Origin of the sequence: Bartonella sp. CL434QHHD, assembly GCF_042195145.1 — a bacterium.
In the GTDB taxonomy this organism is placed as follows: domain Bacteria; phylum Pseudomonadota; class Alphaproteobacteria; order Rhizobiales; family Rhizobiaceae; genus Bartonella.
Genome location: NZ_JBHINT010000012.1, coordinates 82,195 through 104,640 on the forward strand (window position 1 = coordinate 82,195; position 22,446 = coordinate 104,640).

Here is a 22,446-nt window from a genome sequence, read left to right on the forward strand (position 1 = left end):
ACAACCACCTTTGTGGATCAGATTACCTTCCTATTTAATAAAATATCCAAGATCACTTTTTTGATATTTCCCAATTTTTTAATGCATATATACGATATACCATCTGATAGTGATCTAATTTATTACAATAAAGGAGAAATCAGTATTCTTTGCCTATGAATTTACATTTTTTCTACAGCCATTATCCTATCTCTTAAGGCTCTAAAGCTTCGTTATATTCACATACTACCTCAACGCAGAATTTTTTTACAAATTCTGATGTTGGGGTATATCTTGATTTATAATGCTGCTACGTATACTATCACAGTGAAATCTCATAAACATACGAGTGTGTATCGCCCTTTCTGGTATACACATTTACTTTTTCACAACCGTGGAACTAAGCAACCATTTTTATTGATTCGAATCTGAAAGTGTATGGGGACATTTTGTTATTAGTTAAAAACAACTCTATATGCTTCCTTAGCGAAGAGCTACACATGGATATTTTCACGCTCCTTGTATCATATATTCTGGATTCGCAACGCAATATTAACGCTATAGCGTAAATATGTAAAGGTCTAAAAATGACAAAGACTGAAAAAGATTGGTTCCAACGCTTAGTTGAATTGATAAAAAGTGACGGACGAACAATGATTGAAATAAGCAGAGCTGCAGGCTGTGGACAAAATTACGTCCAACAAATGATAAATGGGGGAAAGAGGCCTTCTGTAGATAAACTCATGGCTATTTTGAACACACTGGGAAATGCTAGTGCCATATATGTAATAACTGGTTTCAACATCTCCGATGAAGATTTAAAACTCATAACTTTGATTTCGTCTGGAGATAAAAAGAAGATTGAAGCCTTAAATGTTCTGTTGAATGAGCAGAATCTGTAGAATTTTCTACTTTATCCAATATCGCTTGCTTTTGAGACGTCGATAAAGACTCCCATTTCACAATAATATCAGATAAAGTTGTTTCAAATTTTTTATCATTCTTCATAGTCATACTCCATGTAGTCAAACTATATAACGCTAAAGCGTTCAAATATATCTCATACCTTAGAAAAAAATATTTGCAATAGGCAGTATGGAAGCAATTGTGTACAAACTTATTTTACAAAATCAGATGAAGTTCTATTAGTCATGTACCATGGTGAAACAAAAGGCATCACACGATCCAGACCTTACTTATGAAAATTGGTATAATCTATCAAAAACGCGAATAATGTTACGCAGATCTTGCGATTCGGACCAATAAAAACTAATGTGAAAATATCCCTGAAGACACTCCTGAACTCTATATAAGAGAACACGAAAAAGCTTTTTGAAAAAATACATCACAATTTTATGCTACATAGCACTATCTATGTTTTTTAAACAATATTGCAAAGCAAGAATATAACAATGTTATAGGAATAAATTCTTATAAACAGAGCCACACTACCTAAAACTCTGTAACACGTTTACAGGTAACCTCCCCTCTAAACACACCTTGTAAATACTAATATAAGTCTCTATCATGAGCAAAAATGATATTCTTAAAAAATAAAACGAATCACCACGCACAATCTTTGTACGTAAATTGTATACAGATTTACAACAAGAGAGAAATTCCCTTATGCAAGAGAAATTCCCTTATGCAAATGAAGAATTATATTTTCAAAGTATGATTTTGAAGAAGAAGTGTACTTTTACAAAAAAATCCCCCTCTCTGCCAATACTTTTTCATAAGAGAGAAAACTCATAACAAAGATAAAACTCTCTACACGATCAATACGAGAAAAAGGTTAGCAATACAAAAAAGTGGTAGGTTTACCGCAATATTGCCAATCCCTTATGAGAGTAAAATTAAAAAAGACATCTGCTCTTCAATAATAATTCGGATCACATGAAAACTCTATAATTTGAACATTAAGAAAAAAATACACAAAGACAGAAAATGGCATTTTAACGATTTTTTTAATATCATAGAAAACATTTCTTACAGAATAATAAAATGCTTATTACAATAAAATCTGGATGATGCAAAGCGATAGAAACAATCACTCAATTGATTTTTCAAAGAACAATTGATGAAATTCTTTTCAAAGAACACGCCTCCGTCACTATGAACAATATTTCTCAAAAATCAAATAGAACTCCTTTCTTGGGAAAAAGAAAATATCAACAAATGTTATCATCGTTGACCCCATGATACATATGAACGCCTATAGATCACATTCTCTTATATACAACCTTTCATCACGATGATGCTATTCGAACGTCTAAAAGACATTAACATCACTTAGAAAAAAGCAAATTTACACTAAATGTTTTTTGAGCCATTTGTTCTGAACAGGTCCAATCTTTAAAATTTGTTTTATTGAGATCTGTTTATTTGCAGAACAAGTATAAATAAATTTATCTAATGAAGCTTTTAGTCTTCTATTTTATGAAGCACATCACACAGGAAAAGTACAAAACAGTATATGAATTAAGCAAGTAAATAGCGACACATATCAGTTAATCAAAATGCTACAATGTTGCAAATGAGAGAACTTCTTTGATGAGACTAAAAAAATATACCCTCACTTTATATTAAAGTGACTGAGAGAAAAAAAATGAAACAAACAACGACTAAAGGATTTTAGAACAAACAGGAAAATAAATAAAAAAAACGAAAAAGGTAGAATCTCAAAACTTTTATATAAGCGATCCATTTTTCTATTGGATATTTCCCTATTGGTGGGCCCGGAGGGACTCGAACCCCCAACCAAGCGGTTATGAGCCGCTGGCTCTAACCAATTGAGCTACAGGCCCCACATAGGTTGTTTCTCTCTAAACTAAAATGCCCTATGATACAAGAGCTGACAAAGATTATAACCCATCTTTTTCTCTTTTCTATTGGTTTTTTTTTCAGTGCTCTAATTTCTTTACAAAAACTCTTAAAAATGAGAGAATAATTAACTGACAAATATAAAGGTATAGATATGATAGAAAAGAAAATTCAACCACTGAAGGGTTCTCTGGTTAAAACAGTTATATTAGCATTTACACTCTTAACCACATCGTTGACTGTACGTGCTTATGCTGAAGAAAATAAAATGAAAAATGCAACAATTACAGTGACAGCAATCGGAGAAAGTCAAGCCGCACCGGATATGGCAATTATTAATCTAGCCGTTGTTACCTATGATAAAACTGCCCAAAAGGCATTAGCTTCCAATAATCAATCCATCAATGATATTATAAAAGCTTTTAAAAACAATGGTATCCAAGCAAATGATTTGCAAACATCAGGCTTATCCATTTATCAGTCAACCTCTGATAAACAGCACGAAAAAAAGAATAATGAAAAACTCTATCATGTTTCAAATTCTTTAACCGTACGCATTCGTGATCTTACCAATGCTGGTAAAATCTTTGATCAAGCGATGTCACTAGGTGTTAATTCAGTTAACGGCATTACTTTTACCAACGCAGATACAAAGCCATTTTATCAAGAAGCACGTAAAAAAGCCATTACTGAAGCCATTGAAAAAGCGCAAACGATAGCGCAAGCGGCCGATTTAAAATTAGGAAAAATTATTGAAATCAATGAAAAGGATGATTACTATCACCCAACACCACGTCTCATGAGTAGAGCAGCAGATGTAAGCTACGCAAATACAAATTTTGCAGGTGGTGAGTTAAATTATAACGTGAGCGTCACTGTAGTCTTTGCGATCGATTAAGTCACAAACAGTTGTATAAAAATTACATTACTGGCCTTCACGTAGAAGACCAGTAATGTGATAAAGATATTCTTCCTCAGATAATAATTCGTCTTCGTAAACCTCTATTTGTCCGCGTGCAGAAATACGCGCTGTATGTACCGTCTGACAATCTCCTGATACTAATGGATGCCACCAATGAAGATCTTTTCCCTCATAAATTAATCTATAAGCACAACTTTCTGGAAGCCAGCGCGCTGTTTTAACTGTCGTAATGTCTAGCGACATACAATCTGGTACAATTGATTTACGATGAGCATAATCTCGACACCTGCAAGTTTCCCCATCTAAAAGACGACAAGCAATACTGGTTGCATAAAGGTCACCCGTATCGTCGTCCTCAACTTTATGGAGACAACAACGGCCACAGCCATCACAAAGGCTCTCCCACTCAGAAATGGAAATCTCTTCTAATTTTTTTACTTTCCAAAAGGGGAGTTCTCCACTCATAAACTCAGACACACCTTTTTTAATTAAGACGATCTATAAAAATAAAACGTTTAATTTCTATAATTTCATCTATTTCTGTCTCTTAAAAAGATTCAACTCAATGTATACTTTAAACCATGTTCTTAAAATCTATCTGAATAAAAAGAGAATATTCAAAAATAGCGCATATAAATGAACATAACCTATTGAAAAATCTCTTTATAAACTGACAAAGAATAAAATGCGTCACCTAAAATGATAGAAAAATCCCGCAAAAGAATACACATTTTTCATCAAAAAGTCCGTATGTTGCAATATAAGTTTATTCCTAATAGATCCCATTTCTTAAAAAACGAGCTGCGCTATACGCAAGGTAATGTTTTTATCGTTCATTTCTTGAAAGCCCCCCTACTCTCTACTCCATAAACACCCTTTGCCCTATATCTATTCTTTTGAGACAGAGAAGTATAAAGCCCCAAAGCTAAGAAAAACATTAAACATCGCAAACTTTCTAGATTATTCAAATTCTTCCCATGTTTTTCTCAAGAAAGTATCCAAGTACAACATGACGCACCTCCCCCTTCATTAAGAAAAAAGAGGAAGTTATTAAAATGCACAAGAATTCCTTTATTTAAGAATCGAGAAAACTGCGCAATTTTCGTGAACGGCTAGGATGTTTCAATTTACGAAGTGCCTTTGCTTCAATCTGACGAATACGCTCTCTTGTAACTGAAAATTGTTGTCCTACTTCTTCCAACGTGTGATCTGTATTCATCCCTATTCCAAAACGCATCCGCAAAACACGTTCTTCCCGCGGTGTTAATGAAGCAAGAACGCGTGTTGTCGTATCTCGCAGATTAGCTTGGATAGCTGCATCAATTGGTAATAACGCATTCCTATCCTCAATAAAATCACCCAAATGGGAATCATCTTCATCACCAACAGGCGTTTCGAGAGAAATAGGTTCTTTTGCAATTTTAAGAACTTTTCGTACTTTTTCTAACGGCATAGAAAGCTTGCTAGATAATTCTTCTGGTGTTGGTTCTCGTCCAATTTCATGGAGAATCTGACGCGAGGTACGAACGATTTTATTAATTGTTTCAATCATATGAACAGGGATACGAATTGTACGTGCCTGATCTGCAATTGAACGTGTAATAGCCTGACGAATCCACCATGTTGCATAAGTTGAAAACTTGTAGCCGCGCCGATATTCAAACTTATCCACAGCCTTCATCAAACCGATATTGCCTTCTTGAATAAGATCAAGAAACTGCAAACCACGATTAGTGTATTTTTTTGCAATTGAAATAACAAGACGCAAATTAGATTCTACCATCTCTTTTTTCGCAATAGTTGATTCGCGTTCACCTTTCTGCACCTGCATAACAATCCGACGAAATTCACCAATCGAAATAGCCGTTTCTTGCGCAAGATTTTGTATCTCACTTCGCAGTTTTTGGATTTCTTTTGCTTCACGCACCGAAAACTCTTTCCAACCAGGTGTAGGCAAAGCAGCAATATAATTCATCCAATCTGCGTCCAATTCACGCCCTTGGTATTCTTTTAAAAAGTCCTCATGGCCAATGCCATAGCTATTGGCAATCCGTTTCAGCTTACCTTCATTATGAATCAATCTCTTATTGATGTCATAAAGCTGTTCAACCAAAGCTTCAATACGATTTTGGTTTAAAGAAAGAGATTTTACTGCTTGAATCAACTCACCCTTTAATTGAATATATTTCTTCTTCTGAGAAGAAGTAAGGGCCCCCTCTTTACGCTCTGCCAAACTGCTTTCAACATGCTGATCTTGTAATTTTCGTAATTTCACATAGGTTTGAGCAATAAAATCCAATGTTTCCATAACTTGAGGACAAAGCTCATTTTCCATTGCAGCAAGCGATAAGTTAACATCGTCATCGTCTTCTTCATCATCGTCTTCAATATTTCTCTCTCCTGCGCTCTCCCCCATATTACGTATACCAGAAGACATTTTTTCTTCTACCGTCTTATCAACTTCACTTCGCTCAATAATAGGAGCCTGCTTTGCTTCTGGACCAGCATAAGTCGTTTCAAGATCAATAATTTCACGAAGAAGAATACGCTGCTCTTTTAACTCATCACGCCAGATAATAAGAGCCTGAAAAGTCAAAGGACTCTCACAAAGTCCCGCAATCATTGTCTCACGCCCTGCTTCAATACGCTTAGCAATGGCAATTTCGCCTTCCCGCGAAAGAAGCTCAACAGCTCCCATCTCACGCAAATACATACGCACCGGATCATCCGTACGATCTGTTACTTCGCGTTTATTCGTTGTCGTTGCAATTGCGTGGCTAGAGGCTTCTACTAAATCACCACCCTCTACCGTAACTTCTTCTTCATAATTTTCAGAATCAACTTCATCCTCATCATCCACAACATTAACCCCCATCTCAGAGAACATCGCCAAGATATCTTCAATTTGTTCGGATGTAACCTCGTCAGAAGGAAGAACTGCATTGAGTTCATCCATTGTTACGTAACCATTTTTTTTGGCAAGCTTAATCATTTTCTTGATGGCATCATCAGAAAAATCAAGAAGAGGACTATCCAAACTCGCTTGGCTTGTTACTTCTGCATTATCTTTCTGTTTAACCTTTGTTGCCATACCATAACTCCACTCGATCACTTCACAGTTTCCATGTAACCATAGTTTCCATGTGACCAGTTTGTTTGTTCTCACTAAAATCTACCAATAGTTACTCATATATACTTCCTTTTAAGAGATTACTATTGGAAAGAATACATTTTGTATATGCCCTGACATCCAGACAAACTCGACATCCAGACAAAAACGCGGGAAAACTCCAGAAGTTTCCCCGACACCTCTCAGCCCTTCTGAGATAATCTCTGTACCCTATCGTAAGAACCAATTTCCCGCTTTTCCTAAAATTTACCCGCTTTTTCTAAAATTTAATTGTCATCTTTATAAAAATGTCACTCCACATAAAGTTCCTCATCTAAAATTTAAGTGACTGATTCGCATTAAAAAAGCGAATCATTTTATCGTATCTCGTGTATTCCCGTCTATTTTTTCATCCAACCAACTTCCAAACCCTTCAATTAACGCTTCTGTTGCCTGCATCTGCTCCAGCTCATTTTTTACCTCACGAAGCAGATCAAAAACCTCACTCTTAGGATTTTCTACAAGTTGCTCTTCAATATCCTGTAATCTCTTATGTAGGTGGTGTTCTTGAAGATGCAAGTAGACAGCTTGTTTTAATATAGCACGTGCATCTTCTATAGGGGCTCCACCAAGGATAATACGCATACCAATATTTTGCACAAGATGTTTCATACGCTCTAACAGAGCTTTTTGTTCTCTTTTCTCTAAGAATGCAACCATCGTCTCTTTATCATGAAGCTGTTGGTCCCCAAGAATTTCCAACATAGCTTGATGAAGAGTTATCAATTGAGTATTTTTTAATTCTAACTCAGAAAGAATTTCAAAATTTTCATACCACAACTCAGGATAGTAAGCTAAAGTGAGTAAAATCACTGCTTCACGCAAAGGAATAGATTGCGAAGAATTTCGTACTATTTCAGAATTTGCTAACAGAGAAAAGGTTTGATCTTTAAAGGTCCTATTTGGTGAAGATTGATCATATCGCCCTCCCCCCTTTTTTTTCGAAAAAGAGGGACGAAAAAAATCAAAAAGGCGTTTTTTTACATCTTGCAAATAATAACGGCGGACATCTTCATCCTTAATCGTAAAAATTTGTTGTTTCAGTTGTTTTTCTAGCGCTGCTCGTGTCTCTGGAATTTCAAAATGCTTTCCATAGGTAGCTCGCCACCATAAAAGCTCACTCAAAGGAATTGCCTTTTGCAAAAAAGAAGAAAAAAGCTGTGCTCCACCAGCACAAACAATTTCATCAGGATCTTTCCCTTGTGGCAACAAAACAAAGCGTACACAAACCCCAGCCTTTAAAAGAGGCAACACACGATCAGCAACACGAAAAGCAGCTTTTAAACCAGCATCATCACCATCAAAACACAAAATGGGCTCCTTCCCCATCTGCCATAAAAGCTCAATTTGCGCTTCCGTTAATGCTGTCCCTAAGGGCGCTACGACTCCTTCAAAACCAGCTTTAGTCAATGCAATGACATCCATATACCCCTCAACAACAAGAAGTGAATGAATTTTTTCATCGCCAACAAAGCGACTATTTTTGCGAGCTGCTGCCGCGTTATAAAGTATATTTCCTTTATGAAACAGCACTGTTTCAGGGCTATTGAGATATTTTGCTCGTGTCACTTTCTCTAATGCACGCCCTCCGAAAGCCACCACACGTCCGCGCAAATCTTCGATAGGAAACATAATGCGATTTCTAAATCGGTCATAAGAATCCGCGCTCTCCTCATGCACTGAGAGAAGCCCACATTCTTCCATTTGCTTTATTGAAATGCCCCGTGCACTCAAAGCTTCTTTCAAAGCTGTACGCCTTACCGGTGCAAAACCAATGCGGAAACGCTCTACAAGCTCTGGTGTAACACCACGTGCATCCAGATAACGACGTGCTTGCGTACCTTCTTTATCGCGTAAATTATATTGGAAAAAATCTGTAGCAATTTTCATCACATCATAAAGGTCAGCTTTTTCCAGTTGACGTTTATGACTTTGTGAATCCAAAATAGGGAGTTTCATTCCCGCAAAATCAGCCAAACGCTCTACACTTTCTGAAAAGTGCAATCCATCAAGCTCACACAAAAAGGTAAAAATATCTCCACTTACACCACAACCAAAACAATAATAGCGCCCTTTATGATCATCACAATGAAAACTTGGCGTTTTTTCACCATGAAATGGACAGCAACACCAAAAGTCTCCCCGTGAAGGCTTACTTTTTCGAGGATCAAAATCCACCCGTTGCCCAATCACTGTTGAAATTGGGAGTCTCGTACGCAGTTCATTAAGGAAATCGGGCGGAAAACGCATTATCTCTCACAGAGTTTGAAAATTCTTTTTTGCATATTTAACGACTTTAGAGCATAATTCCAATACTTCCTCTTAAGCAGTTGTAAAATTTTAAACCCTCAACTGCATATATTTTTAGAAATGGAGAATAAAAAAGTGATCGAATTTATTGTTCAATATCCGTGGTTAGAGGCTATTTCTTGGCTTATTATTCTTACTATAGCTGCCCTTTTAGTGAACTTTCTAGGACGAAAATTACTTATTCACGGAGCAAAAAAACTCTCTTCTTTTCTTCCCAAAAATACAACGATCGATATTAATAATGCTATTCAATACATGGCAAATATCACTTCAGCTTTTATTCTTTCAATTGGTGTTAATTTTATTCCAACATTGCCCGATGCATTTAGCACTGTCATCGGTAATGTTGCCAACGCCTTCATTATCTTTTTTGTTGTCCTGACAATTTCTTCCTGTCTCAATGTCATTAACATCCTTTACGAACAACGACCAACAGCACGACTAAAACCAATAAAAGGTTATATTCAAATTGCTAAAATTGCACTTTTTGCTGTTGCAACAATTTTAATGGTTGCTACATTGATTGACCGCTCCCCTCTTATTCTCTTCTCCGGTCTTGGTGCAATGGCCGCGGTTCTCATGTTAATTTTTCAAGATACGCTCCTTTCTCTCGTTGCCGGTATTCAAATTTCATCCACTGATATGGTTCGCGTTGGAGATTGGATTGAAATCCCCAATCTCGGTGCCGATGGTGATGTTATTGAAATTGCCTTGCATACTGTTAAAGTTCAAAATTTCGACAACACCATCACCTCAGTTCCTATCCGTAAACTTGTGACCGACCCTTTTAAAAATTGGCGTGGAATGCAAGAATCGGGTGGCAGACGCATCAAACGCTCCCTTTTTATTGATCAATCAAGTATCCATTTTCTCACAGAAGAAGAACAAAAATATCTTTCTCGATTTAATTTATTAGAAAATTATTTCACGCAAAAAGTAGCAGAAATTGATCAATGGAATGCTCAATTAGATAAAAATCATGATGTCTTAGCCAATACGCGCCGTTTAACCAACATTGGAACTTTTCGTGCTTATGTTTTTGCTTATCTACAACAGCATCTAAATATCAACCCTAATATGACCTATATGGCAAGGCAATTACCTCCTACAGAAAATGGTTTACCCTTAGAAATCTATTGCTTTACGAACACCACTGTTTGGATAGACTATGAACAAATTCAAGGCGATATTTTTGATCACCTTTATTCTATTCTGCCCTGTTTTGGTCTAAAGGTTTTTCAAAATCCAAGCGGTTATGATTTTAATCAAGTATTAAAAGCAAAAGTGAAATAAAAACAATAAACTTCAATTTATTAATTTTGAAGTAACCACATTCACAACAACAAAGAAAGAATAAAGTATCATGAATGGTTCATTGGTACTCCTTCATCTTACCGGCGCTATTTCTTTACTTCTCTGGGCCACACGCATGGTGCGCACAGGAATTGAACGCGCCTATGGTGACAGACTTAAATATAAAATGTGCCACGTCATTTCAAAACCATTGTTTGCTGTAAGTTTTGGACTTTTTACAGCAATGATTTTACAAAGCTCTACAGCAATAACGCTCCTCGTTGGTTCTTTCGTTGAATCTGGTTTTGTCTCTGGAGTAGCAGGACTTATGGCTGTACGTGGAGGAGAATTAGGGTCAGCAATCGTTGTAAAAATTCTCACCTATGACCTCACTCTTGTTGTGCCCTTGTGTCTTTTAATTGGCACTTGTATCTTCATGACAACAGAAAAACGTGAATGGCGTCAAATAGGACGTATTGTCATCGGTATTGGTCTTTTGATTTTATCTTTAGAGATGATAAGTACAGCGACAGAACCTTTACGTGAAAGCGAAATTTTGCCTAGCATCATTCGTTATCTTTCAACCGATCCTGTTTCCTCTTTTTTGTTGGCTGCTGGCTTAACCTACCTCTTACATTCATCCATCGCAGGAATCATTTTGCTGGTCAATTTTGCCAATTACGATCTTATTCATACGCAACTCTGTGTTGTCATGGTTCTTGGTGTCAACTTTGGCTCTTCTCTTATAGCACCACTTTTAACGCGCAACGCCTCTCCTAATACCCGCCTCGTTCCCTTAGGAAATTTACTCATGCGTGGGGCCGGTTCAATCCTTATACTTATCTTATTTCTCTCCTTTCACCCTCCCATCACATGGCTTGGCAATAACGCCCCTACTCAAGTAATCAACGCCCATATCATTTTTAATGTTTTCATTCTCCTTGCTGGAATACCACTTTCAAAATGGGTTTTAAAATTAACCACTCAGATCGTGAATATAAGTGCAAAAAAAATGCAAGCTAACAAAACGCTCAATTTATCCGATCAAACGGCTCTTGATGACAGTGTTCTTGAACGCCCAACTCTCGCTCTCTCAAATGTCATGCGTGAAGTCATTCATATTTGTGATCTTGTAGACATCATGCTAGAAAAAATCATGGGACTTTATGAAAATCCTGATCCCAATATTATTCGTGAACTCAACCAACTCAACACCATATTGGACAAAAAACATATCGCCATCAAACTTTATCTTGCACGATTAGCGGGACAAAAATTATCTGACGAAGAAGCTTTTCAAACGCAAGAACTTCTAGGCGCCTGTATAAAATTAGACCAAGCAGGCGATATCATTATTCATAATATGCTGATGCTGGTTAAAAAGAAACAACAAAAAGGTTTACAGTTCAGCAGCGAGGGCTGGAGTGATCTCCTTCGTTTCCACGCCATTGTACTAGCCAACGCGCATATAGCATTTAACGTTCTCGTCTCACGTGATACACATACTGCACACCTATTGGTACAAAAAAAAGATCAACTACGAAACTTAGAAAAAGAGATGAGTTTAAAACATTTTAAACGTCTGCGTGAAGGGGATCTCAAAAATGTAGAATCATCCAGTCTTCATCTCGACACTGTGCGCGACCTCAAACAAATCAACTCTCTTTTGACCTCAATGATCTACCCCATTTTAGAAGAACAGGGACTTCTTCAAAGTTCTCGTCTACGCACCCCTGCTGAAGAACAAACAGAAAAAACTTAAACTTTTCAAATAACTTGAATAAAACACACATCACATCGATTATTCAATTTTGAATATGGTCAAGATATTGATTTAATCAAAACATCTTATTATTTGACAATTTAAATGAGCTTTCTTCATCGTAAATTTCTTTCATTTAAAATCTATTCATGATGAATTGCTCAAAGTCATTTGCTTGCACATTACAAACAAAGCAGCATGTAGAATAGAACTCTTGAAGAAAGACATAAAAATGCCTAACCATCTCAAAGCCAAGACTGTTAAACACATAAAGATTAGGTCAAGAGTATGATAGTTCCAACCTAAACTCGCCTTGTAAAAAGGGGATCGCTTCACAGTAGCAGCAAAACAGAAATGCTCTATAAGGAATGCAAAACCCCACAAAAATGCAATATTTATATCAAGATCTGTAGAGGTTAAACCTATACAGCCACGCTATAACGTGTCAACAAAGCAGTTTTAATTTCAACATCATTGATATCAATTGGCAAGCTCCAAACTTTTAAATATCCATTTTACTTATTGCTTTAATCACAGTTGTTTTTTTCAATTTAAGAGAGAGCTTTAAAAAGCTTATAAATACACTTTATGAGTTATTAAAACATTTTCACTAATATTTTCTTATTTTATTCGTATTTCTAAATTAATTAATTTGTTTATAAATTAAAATGTATTATATATTTATACTTATTAAGTATTATTATGATACAAATGTGAATATTATTTTAATATAAAGGAAAGTAATAAGTAAAATATCTAAAAGCAATATCCTTTCCACTGGGTAAAAAAGGAATAAACCTTGATTTTTACAAAGTTTACTCTAGTTACAATTTAAATTCAGGCAAAGGAGGGTATCATGGAAAATGCAAACATCGGCTGGATTGCAGCTATTGTTATCGGCGGGATTGCAGGTTGGGCCGCACAGTATATTATGAAAAGCCAAACAGGAATATTGTTAAATATTATCTTAGGGATTATTGGCGCTGCGCTAGCAAGCTTTCTTTTTAGTCTTTTAGGTGTAAGTTTTGCTGGTTGGCTTGGCTATCTTATTTCAGGTTTTATAGGAGCCTGTATTCTTATATGGATAGGACAAAAAATTCGATCATAGAGTATTTATTTTTTACACCTTTTGGAATTCAATACAAAACTAGGAAACAACTAGCAGAGTTTGAAATATTTCCTTGTAACTTGTTGTTACCAATTTTGATATGATGGTGAGATGCTTAAGCTGCGATTTTAGGCATACACCATCACCGTATTATAAAACGAAATGCAGTAAAGAACTTTATAACGCACCATTTCATACCTATATAAACTTACGCATATCAGGAGAGATATGTTGCGTTATTTTAACGAAATACGAACTGATTTTTGTACCACGTGCGCAAATCCAGCATATCTCACTGTAATAACAATTCATAAGGTTACAAAAATCACTAACGATGATTAAAAATTCTACCGTATAATGCTAATACCTATACACTCTATCAACAATACCCTTTTTACCAAGAAAACTCGAAGAGCTTTTTTGCATCTTAAGAAATAAAGAGAGACGGTAAGAACAAAATGATAAAGAATTTTTTCTAATCTATGAAATAAAATAGTATATAAAATAAATATGAAATAATATTAATGTAACTTTATTATAGAATTACTACACATTATGTTATGTGAAGTAATTTTTAACAATTTTAATAATATAATATATTTTAAATTTTTCAAAAATATATGCATTAATATAAACTTCTTGATTATAAAGAATACGATCCCCTTTACATCTCAATTCAAAAGATTTGAATATCTCTTCACTTTCTAAAGTATAAAATAAAATTTTGTTCCTCTTAAAACTTCCTCTTTATATCATCTTGCATAGATGAATTTTTAGCTCTTCTTTATATGCGTTACAAACGAATTTTAAAGTACGAAACATTTTTCCCATTGCTCTCATGCGATAAAGAAATTTCCGTAACGCATTGTGAAAGCGCCTTGGATAAAACATAATACCTTATTTTGCTTTTTTAATGAAAATAATCCTATAATATATACTTCCCGCATATCTTCTTTTAAAGACCTTTGCAATCGACTTTCCCTTTGATATCTTCCTGTTAAAATCTTGCTGCTTCTCCTTGTATTACAATAGAGCTATCTATTTAACCCAACATAACATATGGAATAAGACTTTAGCTGTGGAGTAAAACGATGTCTGATCTTGAAGATTCCATCTTACCGCCTCTAAAGTGGTTCTCTGATCAAAATCCTCCAATACCAGAAAGCGTTCGCGATTGGCTCATGGAATCGGGCTCGATGACGCTTCGATTAAAGAAATATTGTACCTGCCTCCAAGTTCAACCACAACGCGAATGTTTTATTACGCGAGATAAATTAACAGAAGAAGCAGAGCATCTCCCCGAAAGTGCGCGTTATTGGCTACGCGAAATCATATTAATGGGAGATAATAAACCTTGGCTCCTTGGACGCACTGTAATTCCACAAGAAACCCTCCTACACAATCAAGCCTTGATGCATTTGGGAACTGTACCTCTAGGACATTATTTATTTAACAATGACAAATTAACCCGCGATTACATTCATATTGGTCAACAAGGTGCGCTATGGGCACGCCGTTCCCGTTTGCGGTTAACGGGTAAGCCATTGTTGCTAACTGAACTATTTTTAACAGATTCACCACTGTATCCCCACAAATAGAGGTTACTCATTTTATTCTGCATAACTTATAGATTTCATATAGCTTATAAGGGATTTAATCAGAGAAAAGAATTTCAAAATTATCTCAAGAACACATTAAAAACAAAGACTTCTTTTCAAAATATCTTTTTATTTCATAAACTCAGCTTAAAAATGTCTCCCCTAGAAAAAACGTTCTAAAATTCTGATTTTCTTATCATTAAAACCAGCACTTGAATTAAAAAGATACACGCCATATTGATAAAACCATCTATATTTAAATTTCTTACCGAATAATCACTACTCTAAATATGGTAACTCTTTATCAAACAAATGCTTTGAAACAGCAAAAAAGACAATAATACACTCCCCAAAATTGGAAATCTGTATCGATTAACTTAATCATCCTGTTTTAAAATTTTTAACAGTGCAAATAATAGATTTTTTTTAAAAGTAAAAACTCTATAACCTTTTTGTTTTTTAATGATCTAACAGCTTTGAAGAACAGAAAATATAATACTTAAAAGATGTTTTACTGCTCTATGAGCTCCAAAAAAGTTTCGTTTATTTCAAAAAAATATTTTTTGATAATAGTATGTATATAAAAAATAAATGATATTTATCAACATCCTACTGATTTATAAAGGTGACACACAATAAAAAATATTTTCCCATCCCCTTGAATTAACAAGATCTATTGCAATTTTTTACGAAGACTATTGCACACTTTAGAAAAATTCATTTGCCCCGCATACCGTTCCTTAAGCCACGCCATCACCTTACCTATATCGCGTAATTTTTCAGCCTTTGTTTGTGCTAAAGCTTCACAAAGAACCTGTTCTACTTCCATCTCCTTAAGTTGATAGGGAAGAAATTCACGAATAACTTCTATTTCTGCTTGTCCTCTCTCTGCCAATTCCAAGCAACCAGACTCTTTATAGGCTCGCATCAATTCTTCACGCTGTTGAAGCATTTTAGTGAAAACAGACTGTATCTGCTGATCATCCACTTCTAGCTTCCCCTCATCATAATAAAGAATATCACGATCCCTAACTGCAGCATTCATTAAACGAAGTGTAGCAAGACGCGCACTATCTTGCACTTTCAAAGCAGCCCTAAGAGCCCCATCAATCTGGTTACGCAACATAAATTTATCCAATTTTGTTCAAGAAGAATATGCCTTTTAACCAATCTTTATCCATCTTGCAATGGAAGATAAAAAAATAATTAAGGACTCGATCTTCGAAAAGTTAAAACAAGACTTTACCTCTTCATGGAATGTACTTATACTGCCTATTTCAAGCGAAACGTTACCAGAATAATATACACAGCATCTGTTAAAGGTATGATTTTTGTGTAAAGTTGGTCATTATACCTTTCAGAGAATAAATTGTGGATACATACTATGATACAAGCAACTTCACCCAGCCACCCTTGGAGTATCAAAAAACCGACAGCCCTCTTAGTCTTAGCAGATGGAACCGTTATTGAAGGCAAAGGAGCAGGTGCTACAGGTATCGCTGAAGCTGAAGTGTGTTTTAACACCGCCATCACAGGCTATGAAGAAATCCTCACCGACCCGTCATACACACAACAAATCGTTAATTTTACTTTTCCTCATATAGGAAATGTAGGGGCAAATAGCGAAGATATTGAAGATCTCTCTCCTCTCAATTGTCATGGTGCTGTTGGCGCTATTTTCAAAGCAGATATTACACATCCCTCAAATTATCGATCCAATGAAAATCTTCATCAATGGCTTAAAACGCGTAAAATTATTGCACTTTGTGGTATTGATACACGTGCACTCACAATTCTTATTCGTGAAAAAGGTGCACAAAATGCTGTCATTGCACATGATGCTAATGGAAACTTTGATATTCCTTCTTTAAAGAAACGTGCGCAAAAATGGCACGGTCTCGTCAATCTTGACCTTACGAAAGACGTGACATCTCAATCATCAATGCAATGGAATGAAAAACCATGGAGTTGGAATAAAGGATACGGTACAAACAATGTGCACAATCTTCATATCATTGCAATTGACTACGGTATTAAGCGCAATATTCTTCGCCTTATGGCAACACAAAAAGCCCGCATTACTGTTGTGCCTGCCCACACAACTGCAAAAGAAATTCTGGCAATGAACCCTGATGGCGTTTTTCTTTCTAATGGACCAGGAGACCCCGCAGCTACAGCTCAATATGCCATTCCAACGATTAAAACATTAATTGATCATAATTTGCCAATTTTTGGAATATGTCTTGGTCATCAACTTCTCGCTCTTACGGTTGGTGCAAAAACCGTGAAAATGCACCAAGGACATCATGGTGCCAACCACCCAGTTAAAGACCTTAACACTGGAAAAGTTGAGATTGTATCGATGAATCACGGTTTTGCCGTAGATTCTTCCTCTTTACCACAACATGTTCAAGAAACACATATTTCTCTCTTTGATGGTTCAAACTGTGGTATTCGAATCATTGGAAAACCTGTTTTTTCTGTTCAATATCACCCCGAAGCTTCTCCTGGACCACAAGATAGCCACTACCTCTTTCAGCATTTTTGTGATCTCATTATGAATTATAAAAAAATATCTTAAAATAAAAAGCCTCACCTTTTAACTTCTCTCCTTTAAATTATATCATCTTCCTACGCACAATTATATTATTTTTATACCTACAACTTATTGAAGTTGTATTATTATTTATCATTCTGAAACTAAAAAGAGCACACTGAATAGCTTAAATTTTTCTCCTTCCTCTTCTCTTAAGGTCGTATCCATCAAAATCATTGGCTTCTCCCCCCAAGCAAGGTAAGTGTATCGATAAAAACTATTTTTAAAAAGAGTAAAGTGTCTAACCTTCGAAAATACAATTTTAAGCATTCTATTTTGCATGAGAAGCATAACTCCTCCTAAAGAATAAAGAAATTAAAGTGTGAGACAATGCAACAAATCTCTACTTTTTAAAAGATATTGCCGTAGATGGTTTTGAAAACTGTAAAGCCGAATAAAAAAGTAATAGCAAAACAGAAAACATCTTTTCAATTTTACAACTTTATATTCTTCCAAAATGAGGTTTTCTTTCGATTCCAGAAGTTATGCCAACAAATATAAGCAATATTTACTTCCAATTTGCCATATAAAATTTGGAATTGTTCATACAATACTGATACATCTAACGCAGATACGTTTTAATCTTTTGTTTTCAATATGCTGCTGCATTAGCACTGGATATTAATTTGCAAGCAATAGAAAAAATACGGACTCCCCTATACAAACAATATCACAAAATAAAAAAATTATTTGCACTAAATGAAAAGGAGATATCGATATTTTATATAACACTTTGTTAAACAAATATCACAAAAAACTTTCTGCCTATAAAATGATACATTTTGTTTATCTTGTGCATTCTTCTAGCAAAATAGTACGTACCGGCCTCTCTCAACAAATTAACGTACCCGCAAGGCAAAAATAACTGTCGCAACGACAAGAAGAAAAAAGCCTCCAACAAAAGGAGCACCTGAAAAATAAAACAGTGCATTTTTATCTGTAAAACATTCAAAAAGAAACACATAAAAAACAGAACCAAATGTTAAACTTAATGAAATAACAGATGTCATCGCTCCTTGCAGTTCTCCTTGTACATTTGTCGGTACCTGCGCTGAAGCAATCGCACGTATAGGTGCATGAACAAGATATTCAAGCATTGTACACATACAAACCATATAAACCATCCACCCCTGCGTCGCGAATGTATAGCCCAGCATAGCAACGGAGGCAAACAAAAGCCCCACTATAACAATATGCCAATCACTCCATCGTTTAGAAAAATAAGGCAAAAAGAGAGCGACTACAATAAATTGGCCTATCCCAAAAACACTATAGGAGAGTCCAATAGAAAAAGAACTCCAATCATAGCGTTCTTTTGCAATGAACGCCCAAATGCTTAACCATACAGATTCCGCAAACCAATAAAGAAAAAAGACCAATAACACCCAAAGAACCATCGGATATTGTTTCAGATGCCAAAAAGCACCTAAGGGATTTGCCCGCTTAATATCAAAAAAGCGCCTATTCCATAAAGAAAGGGTTTCTGGAAGCATAACCCAAGAAAAAATAAAATTAATGAGTGAAAAACCAACAGCAAAATAAAACGGAATACGCGGACCAAACTGACCTAAAAAACCACCAATAAACGATCCTAAAATAAACCCCAATGCGGATGCAATGCCTAACAGACCAAAATTGCGTGTACGGGTTTTATCATCAGATATATCCGCAAGATAAGCTGTACAAGTTGCAAAACTAGCGCCACTTATCCCTGACAAAAGACGCCCGATAAATAACATAGAATAGCTCCATGCTATAGCACATATGAGATTATCAAGAGCAAAGCAGATAATAGAGAGAAGCAAAATAGGACGACGACCATAACGATCAGAGAGATTGCCAATAACAGGAGCAAATAAAAACTGCATCACTGAATAAGCTGCAAGTAATTTTCCTCTTTCTACAAAAGATGTACTAACCTCTTTTCCAGTTAATTGAGAAAAATATTCAGGCAAAACAGGACAAATGATCGCAATACAAAGAATATCTAACAATAAAGTGATGAACACTAAAATGAGCCCACGCTGAACAAATTTCGGATTGAGCATTTGGTCTTGCATAACATACACACTATTTTACGCATACAATGACTCCCCCGCTATCTTTTAACTCCCTTTTCCTTTTAAAAGTATTCTATACCGTATACTTTTCACATACAAAATAATAACAAAGTAAAAATTTAAGTAAGAGTCAAGATAAAACTGTAAAATTACGTTTTAATTGGTGTATCTTTAGTTGCTATCTCATTGTCAAAGAATAAAAATTTTTTTTGCATTATACGAACAAAATATTTGTGCGACAAACTCATGAACAAAATTTCATGAAACACAGAGTATTTCCAATAGTTTTAGAGACATTACGATGAATTTTATCAGACATCATTTTACCCTCTCATCCCACCGTTTTCAGGAATCTCAATTCCATTGGATACGTTAGATATCCTATAGTAATTGAAACCTTTTAAAAGATAAGCTCTTAAAAAATTTTCTTACCCTCAGAATATGCTATAAAGTTAAAGCAGCAACACCAGAATAGCTTAACAACGTAAAAAGCTCATCATATTTTTAAAAATATTTATTTGACAATAATTTTGATTAAAAAATAAGTATATTATAGAGAAAAATCCTTTAATTCTATAATCTTAGAAAAGATTCATATCGTTTGCAATTTGTGTAACCTTAAAAACCATGATTTTATCTTTATATTCATTGATACTCTTAATGATTGTATGCTAGCATTAAATCTAACGATGATCATGATAAGCATTTAAAAAATAGCACTTTTAGAAATAGTTCGTCATGAATTTTTAATTCAAAATGGTGTATAAAATGCGAAAAATATCCCTATTAATTCTCATATTAATGTGGGTAACAGGATGTGATGTTCAGGATTCTGATTCACAAGAGAGTACTGTAGAAAATAAAATAAAAACACAACAAACAACCAACGTAAACCTAGATCCCTATACTCTAAATAAATTAAATGCTCTTCTCAAAAAACGTTCAGAAACAAATTATCAGGAAAAAGGGGCACTAATTGACTTTCTTTCTGAAGCTTTTTTAGGGACACCTTACCAAGCAAATATGTTACATGGCTCAGAAAATACACCAGAAAAACTGATTATTGATTTTAGAGGCTTAGATTGCTTCACTTATCTGGATTATGTTGAAGCATTGCGCAAATCAACATCCCAAACAGAATTCATAAATAACGTCATAAAAACGCGTTATATTAACGGTAATGTTCATTTTTTAAATCGGAAACATTTTTTTACGGATTGGGCTTATAGAGAATATAAACTCGCCACTGATATTACCGCTGAAATAAGTCCCCATGCGGTAAAAATAGAAAAATATCTCAATAAAAAAGCTGATGGTGGAAGCTATCTACCTGGGTTGCCAGTTGTGAAACGCACAATAACGTATATTCCAAGTAACTTTATTAATGAGGAGGTTATAGGTCGTTTACAGTCTGGTGATTTCATTGGTATTTATACGAAACTTGCTGGATTGGATGTAACACATGTGGGCTTCTTTATCATGACAGATAAAGGGCCAATGTTAAGAAATGCTTCTTCACGAAAAGAAAACGAAAAAGTCGTTGATTCTCCTTTTATGAATTATGTTGAAAAAACACCAGGAATCATTGTTTTAAGAGCTCTTGAATAACATCATAGCGATATGAAATATCTTCTCTATTCTTAAAATATATACTGTCGTTATTCAGGTAAACATCTAACTTCGTTCAAGCTATACGGATACAATATATTTGTTTACAGTTTTAAGAGAAAAAAGTCGTTTTGATCTAACTTTGTTTATAAGTATGACAAAATCATTTTTGGAGAAATTACGGATTTGTAATCACTTTTACTGGTTGAACGATAAAGACAGAAAAAACTCTATTATAGTATCACGCTTTCCTTTCATATTCTCAACCAAGAGTTATCTTTAGATTACCGCTAATCTGATCTTTACGAATATAACGCAAAAGACACAAACGAACGTTTGTAAAAATAAGTAAAAGTAAAGCCAGATATGTTTGGTGGTTGTTTCATAAAGTATTCTATAAAAATTCGATCTACCTCTCTAATTTATTGCATATAAATTTTTGACTTTATAGCTTTTTTTTCCTTATAAAGTCTTTGCTTTTTGTTATTATCTATAAATTAAAATAGCCCTGATATAGCAGCATATTATGATTAGGATGCACCAGTACTGTACGAGTCCTTGTAAAATTTTGATGCCAGATTGGAATGAAAATATGAAGGCATCAATTAAAAAACAGTTTCTATCTTTAGCATCATTCTTTAGTTCAGCTTTACAATTTTCTACAGTAACGACAATAATATCCTTTAAAGAGTAGAGTTATGAGCATGATTTTTGTTTTTTCATCTTTTAATGAGTCCCCCATCCTTCATGCAATAAAGAACACTCTAAACAGAACACATTGTATCGATAAAACAACACATTTATTAGCAACAATAATGACGATTAATCTATGGTCACAAACTTTAAAACCCTATTCATAACTTTTATACAAAATTTATAATTAAATCTCATTAAACTTATTACGAAGGCTTCACTCCTCCTCGCCCTAAGAAACGAAACATCTACTCCCGACAGTCTGTAAACGATCCGTTTTCTTAAATGGATTTAAGCTGCTAACCATTTCATGAGATTCACTTACAAAAGAATACACCGGCAAGTCCTATTTTGAATATTTACTCCATACTCTAAAAACACTTAATAGATCAAATTTTATATGCCTTATCTCACCACACCTTAAATGACAGTGTTTTAACGAAATAGAATAAATCTTGCCTTAAATACTCTGTTTAACCTTGTATACTTGATTGATGCAAAAATTAAATCAACAAAAGAGCATCA

Annotated in this window: 14 protein-coding genes and 1 tRNA gene; 8 read left to right on the forward strand and 7 right to left on the reverse strand. The window is 34.9% G+C overall.

Annotated elements, in window-relative coordinates:
* Window positions 1-566 precede the first annotated feature (566 nt).
* Complete coding sequence (locus ACFILN_RS02500) at window positions 567-881, forward strand: helix-turn-helix domain-containing protein (RefSeq protein WP_007347852.1); 315 nt, start codon at window positions 567-569, stop codon at window positions 879-881.
* Here the strand turns inward: ACFILN_RS02500 and ACFILN_RS02505 are convergent.
* Together ACFILN_RS02505 and ACFILN_RS02510 are read right to left on the reverse strand one after the other, a co-directional pair.
* The gene (locus tag ACFILN_RS02505; protein WP_273790801.1) at window positions 805-987 is read right to left on the reverse strand and encodes a hypothetical protein; all 183 of its coding nucleotides are present in this window, start codon (window positions 985-987) and stop codon (window positions 805-807) included. The two genes, ACFILN_RS02500 and ACFILN_RS02505, sit on opposite strands and share 77 nt — an antisense overlap.
* Before the next feature lie 1,722 nt (window positions 988-2,709).
* A tRNA-Ile gene (locus ACFILN_RS02510) sits at window positions 2,710-2,786 on the reverse strand.
* Between the two features lie 170 nt (window positions 2,787-2,956).
* Here ACFILN_RS02510 and ACFILN_RS02515 point away from each other — a divergent pair.
* Window positions 2,957-3,700, forward strand: coding sequence for an SIMPL domain-containing protein (locus ACFILN_RS02515; RefSeq protein WP_273790802.1), 744 nt, complete (start codon window positions 2,957-2,959; stop codon window positions 3,698-3,700).
* A gap of 27 nt (window positions 3,701-3,727) precedes the next feature.
* On the opposite strand, the gene ACFILN_RS02520 is transcribed toward ACFILN_RS02515, so the two are convergent.
* The 3 genes from ACFILN_RS02520 to dnaG form a co-directional block, all read right to left on the reverse strand.
* A complete protein-coding gene (locus ACFILN_RS02520; RefSeq protein ID WP_273790803.1) occupies window positions 3,728-4,189 on the reverse strand; it encodes a YcgN family cysteine cluster protein in 462 nt (153 codons plus the stop codon).
* A gap of 610 nt (window positions 4,190-4,799) precedes the next feature.
* The gene (rpoD, locus tag ACFILN_RS02525) at window positions 4,800-6,815 is read right to left on the reverse strand and encodes an RNA polymerase sigma factor RpoD (protein WP_375637663.1); all 2,016 of its coding nucleotides are present in this window, start codon (window positions 6,813-6,815) and stop codon (window positions 4,800-4,802) included.
* A gap of 390 nt (window positions 6,816-7,205) precedes the next feature.
* Window positions 7,206-9,143: a DNA primase gene (gene dnaG, locus ACFILN_RS02530; RefSeq protein ID WP_375637664.1), complete on the reverse strand. Its 1,938-nt coding sequence runs from the start codon at window positions 9,141-9,143 to the stop codon at window positions 7,206-7,208.
* A 135-nt stretch (window positions 9,144-9,278) separates the two neighbouring features.
* Here dnaG and ACFILN_RS02535 point away from each other — a divergent pair, with 135 nt between their 5' ends.
* The 4 genes from ACFILN_RS02535 (at window position 9,279) to ubiC (ending at window position 14,964) form a co-directional block, all read left to right on the forward strand.
* A complete protein-coding gene (locus ACFILN_RS02535) occupies window positions 9,279-10,496 on the forward strand; it encodes a mechanosensitive ion channel family protein (protein ID WP_375631190.1) in 1,218 nt (405 codons plus the stop codon).
* A gap of 70 nt (window positions 10,497-10,566) precedes the next feature.
* Window positions 10,567-12,258: a Na/Pi cotransporter family protein gene (locus ACFILN_RS02540; RefSeq protein ID WP_375670786.1), complete on the forward strand. Its 1,692-nt coding sequence runs from the start codon at window positions 10,567-10,569 to the stop codon at window positions 12,256-12,258.
* An 856-nt stretch (window positions 12,259-13,114) separates the two neighbouring features.
* Window positions 13,115-13,366 carry a GlsB/YeaQ/YmgE family stress response membrane protein gene (locus ACFILN_RS02545; protein ID WP_273790808.1) on the forward strand — a complete coding sequence of 84 codons (252 nt, stop codon included), beginning with the start codon at window positions 13,115-13,117 and terminating at the stop codon, window positions 13,364-13,366.
* A gap of 1,091 nt (window positions 13,367-14,457) precedes the next feature.
* Window positions 14,458-14,964 (forward strand): chorismate lyase, encoded by a 507-nt coding sequence (gene ubiC / locus ACFILN_RS02550; protein ID WP_375660014.1) that lies wholly within the window; start codon window positions 14,458-14,460, stop codon window positions 14,962-14,964.
* Between the two features lie 673 nt (window positions 14,965-15,637).
* Here the strand turns inward: ubiC and ACFILN_RS02555 are convergent.
* Window positions 15,638-16,090, reverse strand: a complete 453-nt coding sequence (locus ACFILN_RS02555; protein WP_273790810.1) for a GatB/YqeY domain-containing protein — start codon at window positions 16,088-16,090, stop codon at window positions 15,638-15,640.
* 258 nt (window positions 16,091-16,348) lie between these two features.
* Here ACFILN_RS02555 and carA point away from each other — a divergent pair, with 258 nt between their 5' ends.
* A complete protein-coding gene (gene carA / locus ACFILN_RS02560) occupies window positions 16,349-17,545 on the forward strand; it encodes a glutamine-hydrolyzing carbamoyl-phosphate synthase small subunit (protein ID WP_375631192.1) in 1,197 nt (398 codons plus the stop codon).
* Window positions 17,546-18,399: 854 nt separating this feature from the next.
* Here the strand turns inward: carA and ACFILN_RS02565 are convergent.
* The gene (locus tag ACFILN_RS02565) at window positions 18,400-19,620 is read right to left on the reverse strand and encodes an MFS transporter (protein ID WP_273790812.1); all 1,221 of its coding nucleotides are present in this window, start codon (window positions 19,618-19,620) and stop codon (window positions 18,400-18,402) included.
* Window positions 19,621-20,388: 768 nt separating this feature from the next.
* On the opposite strand from ACFILN_RS02565, the gene ACFILN_RS02570 reads away from it, so the two are divergent.
* Complete coding sequence (locus ACFILN_RS02570; protein ID WP_375670788.1) at window positions 20,389-21,228, forward strand: DUF1460 domain-containing protein; 840 nt, start codon at window positions 20,389-20,391, stop codon at window positions 21,226-21,228.
* The last annotated feature ends 1,218 nt before the right edge of the window (window positions 21,229-22,446 follow it).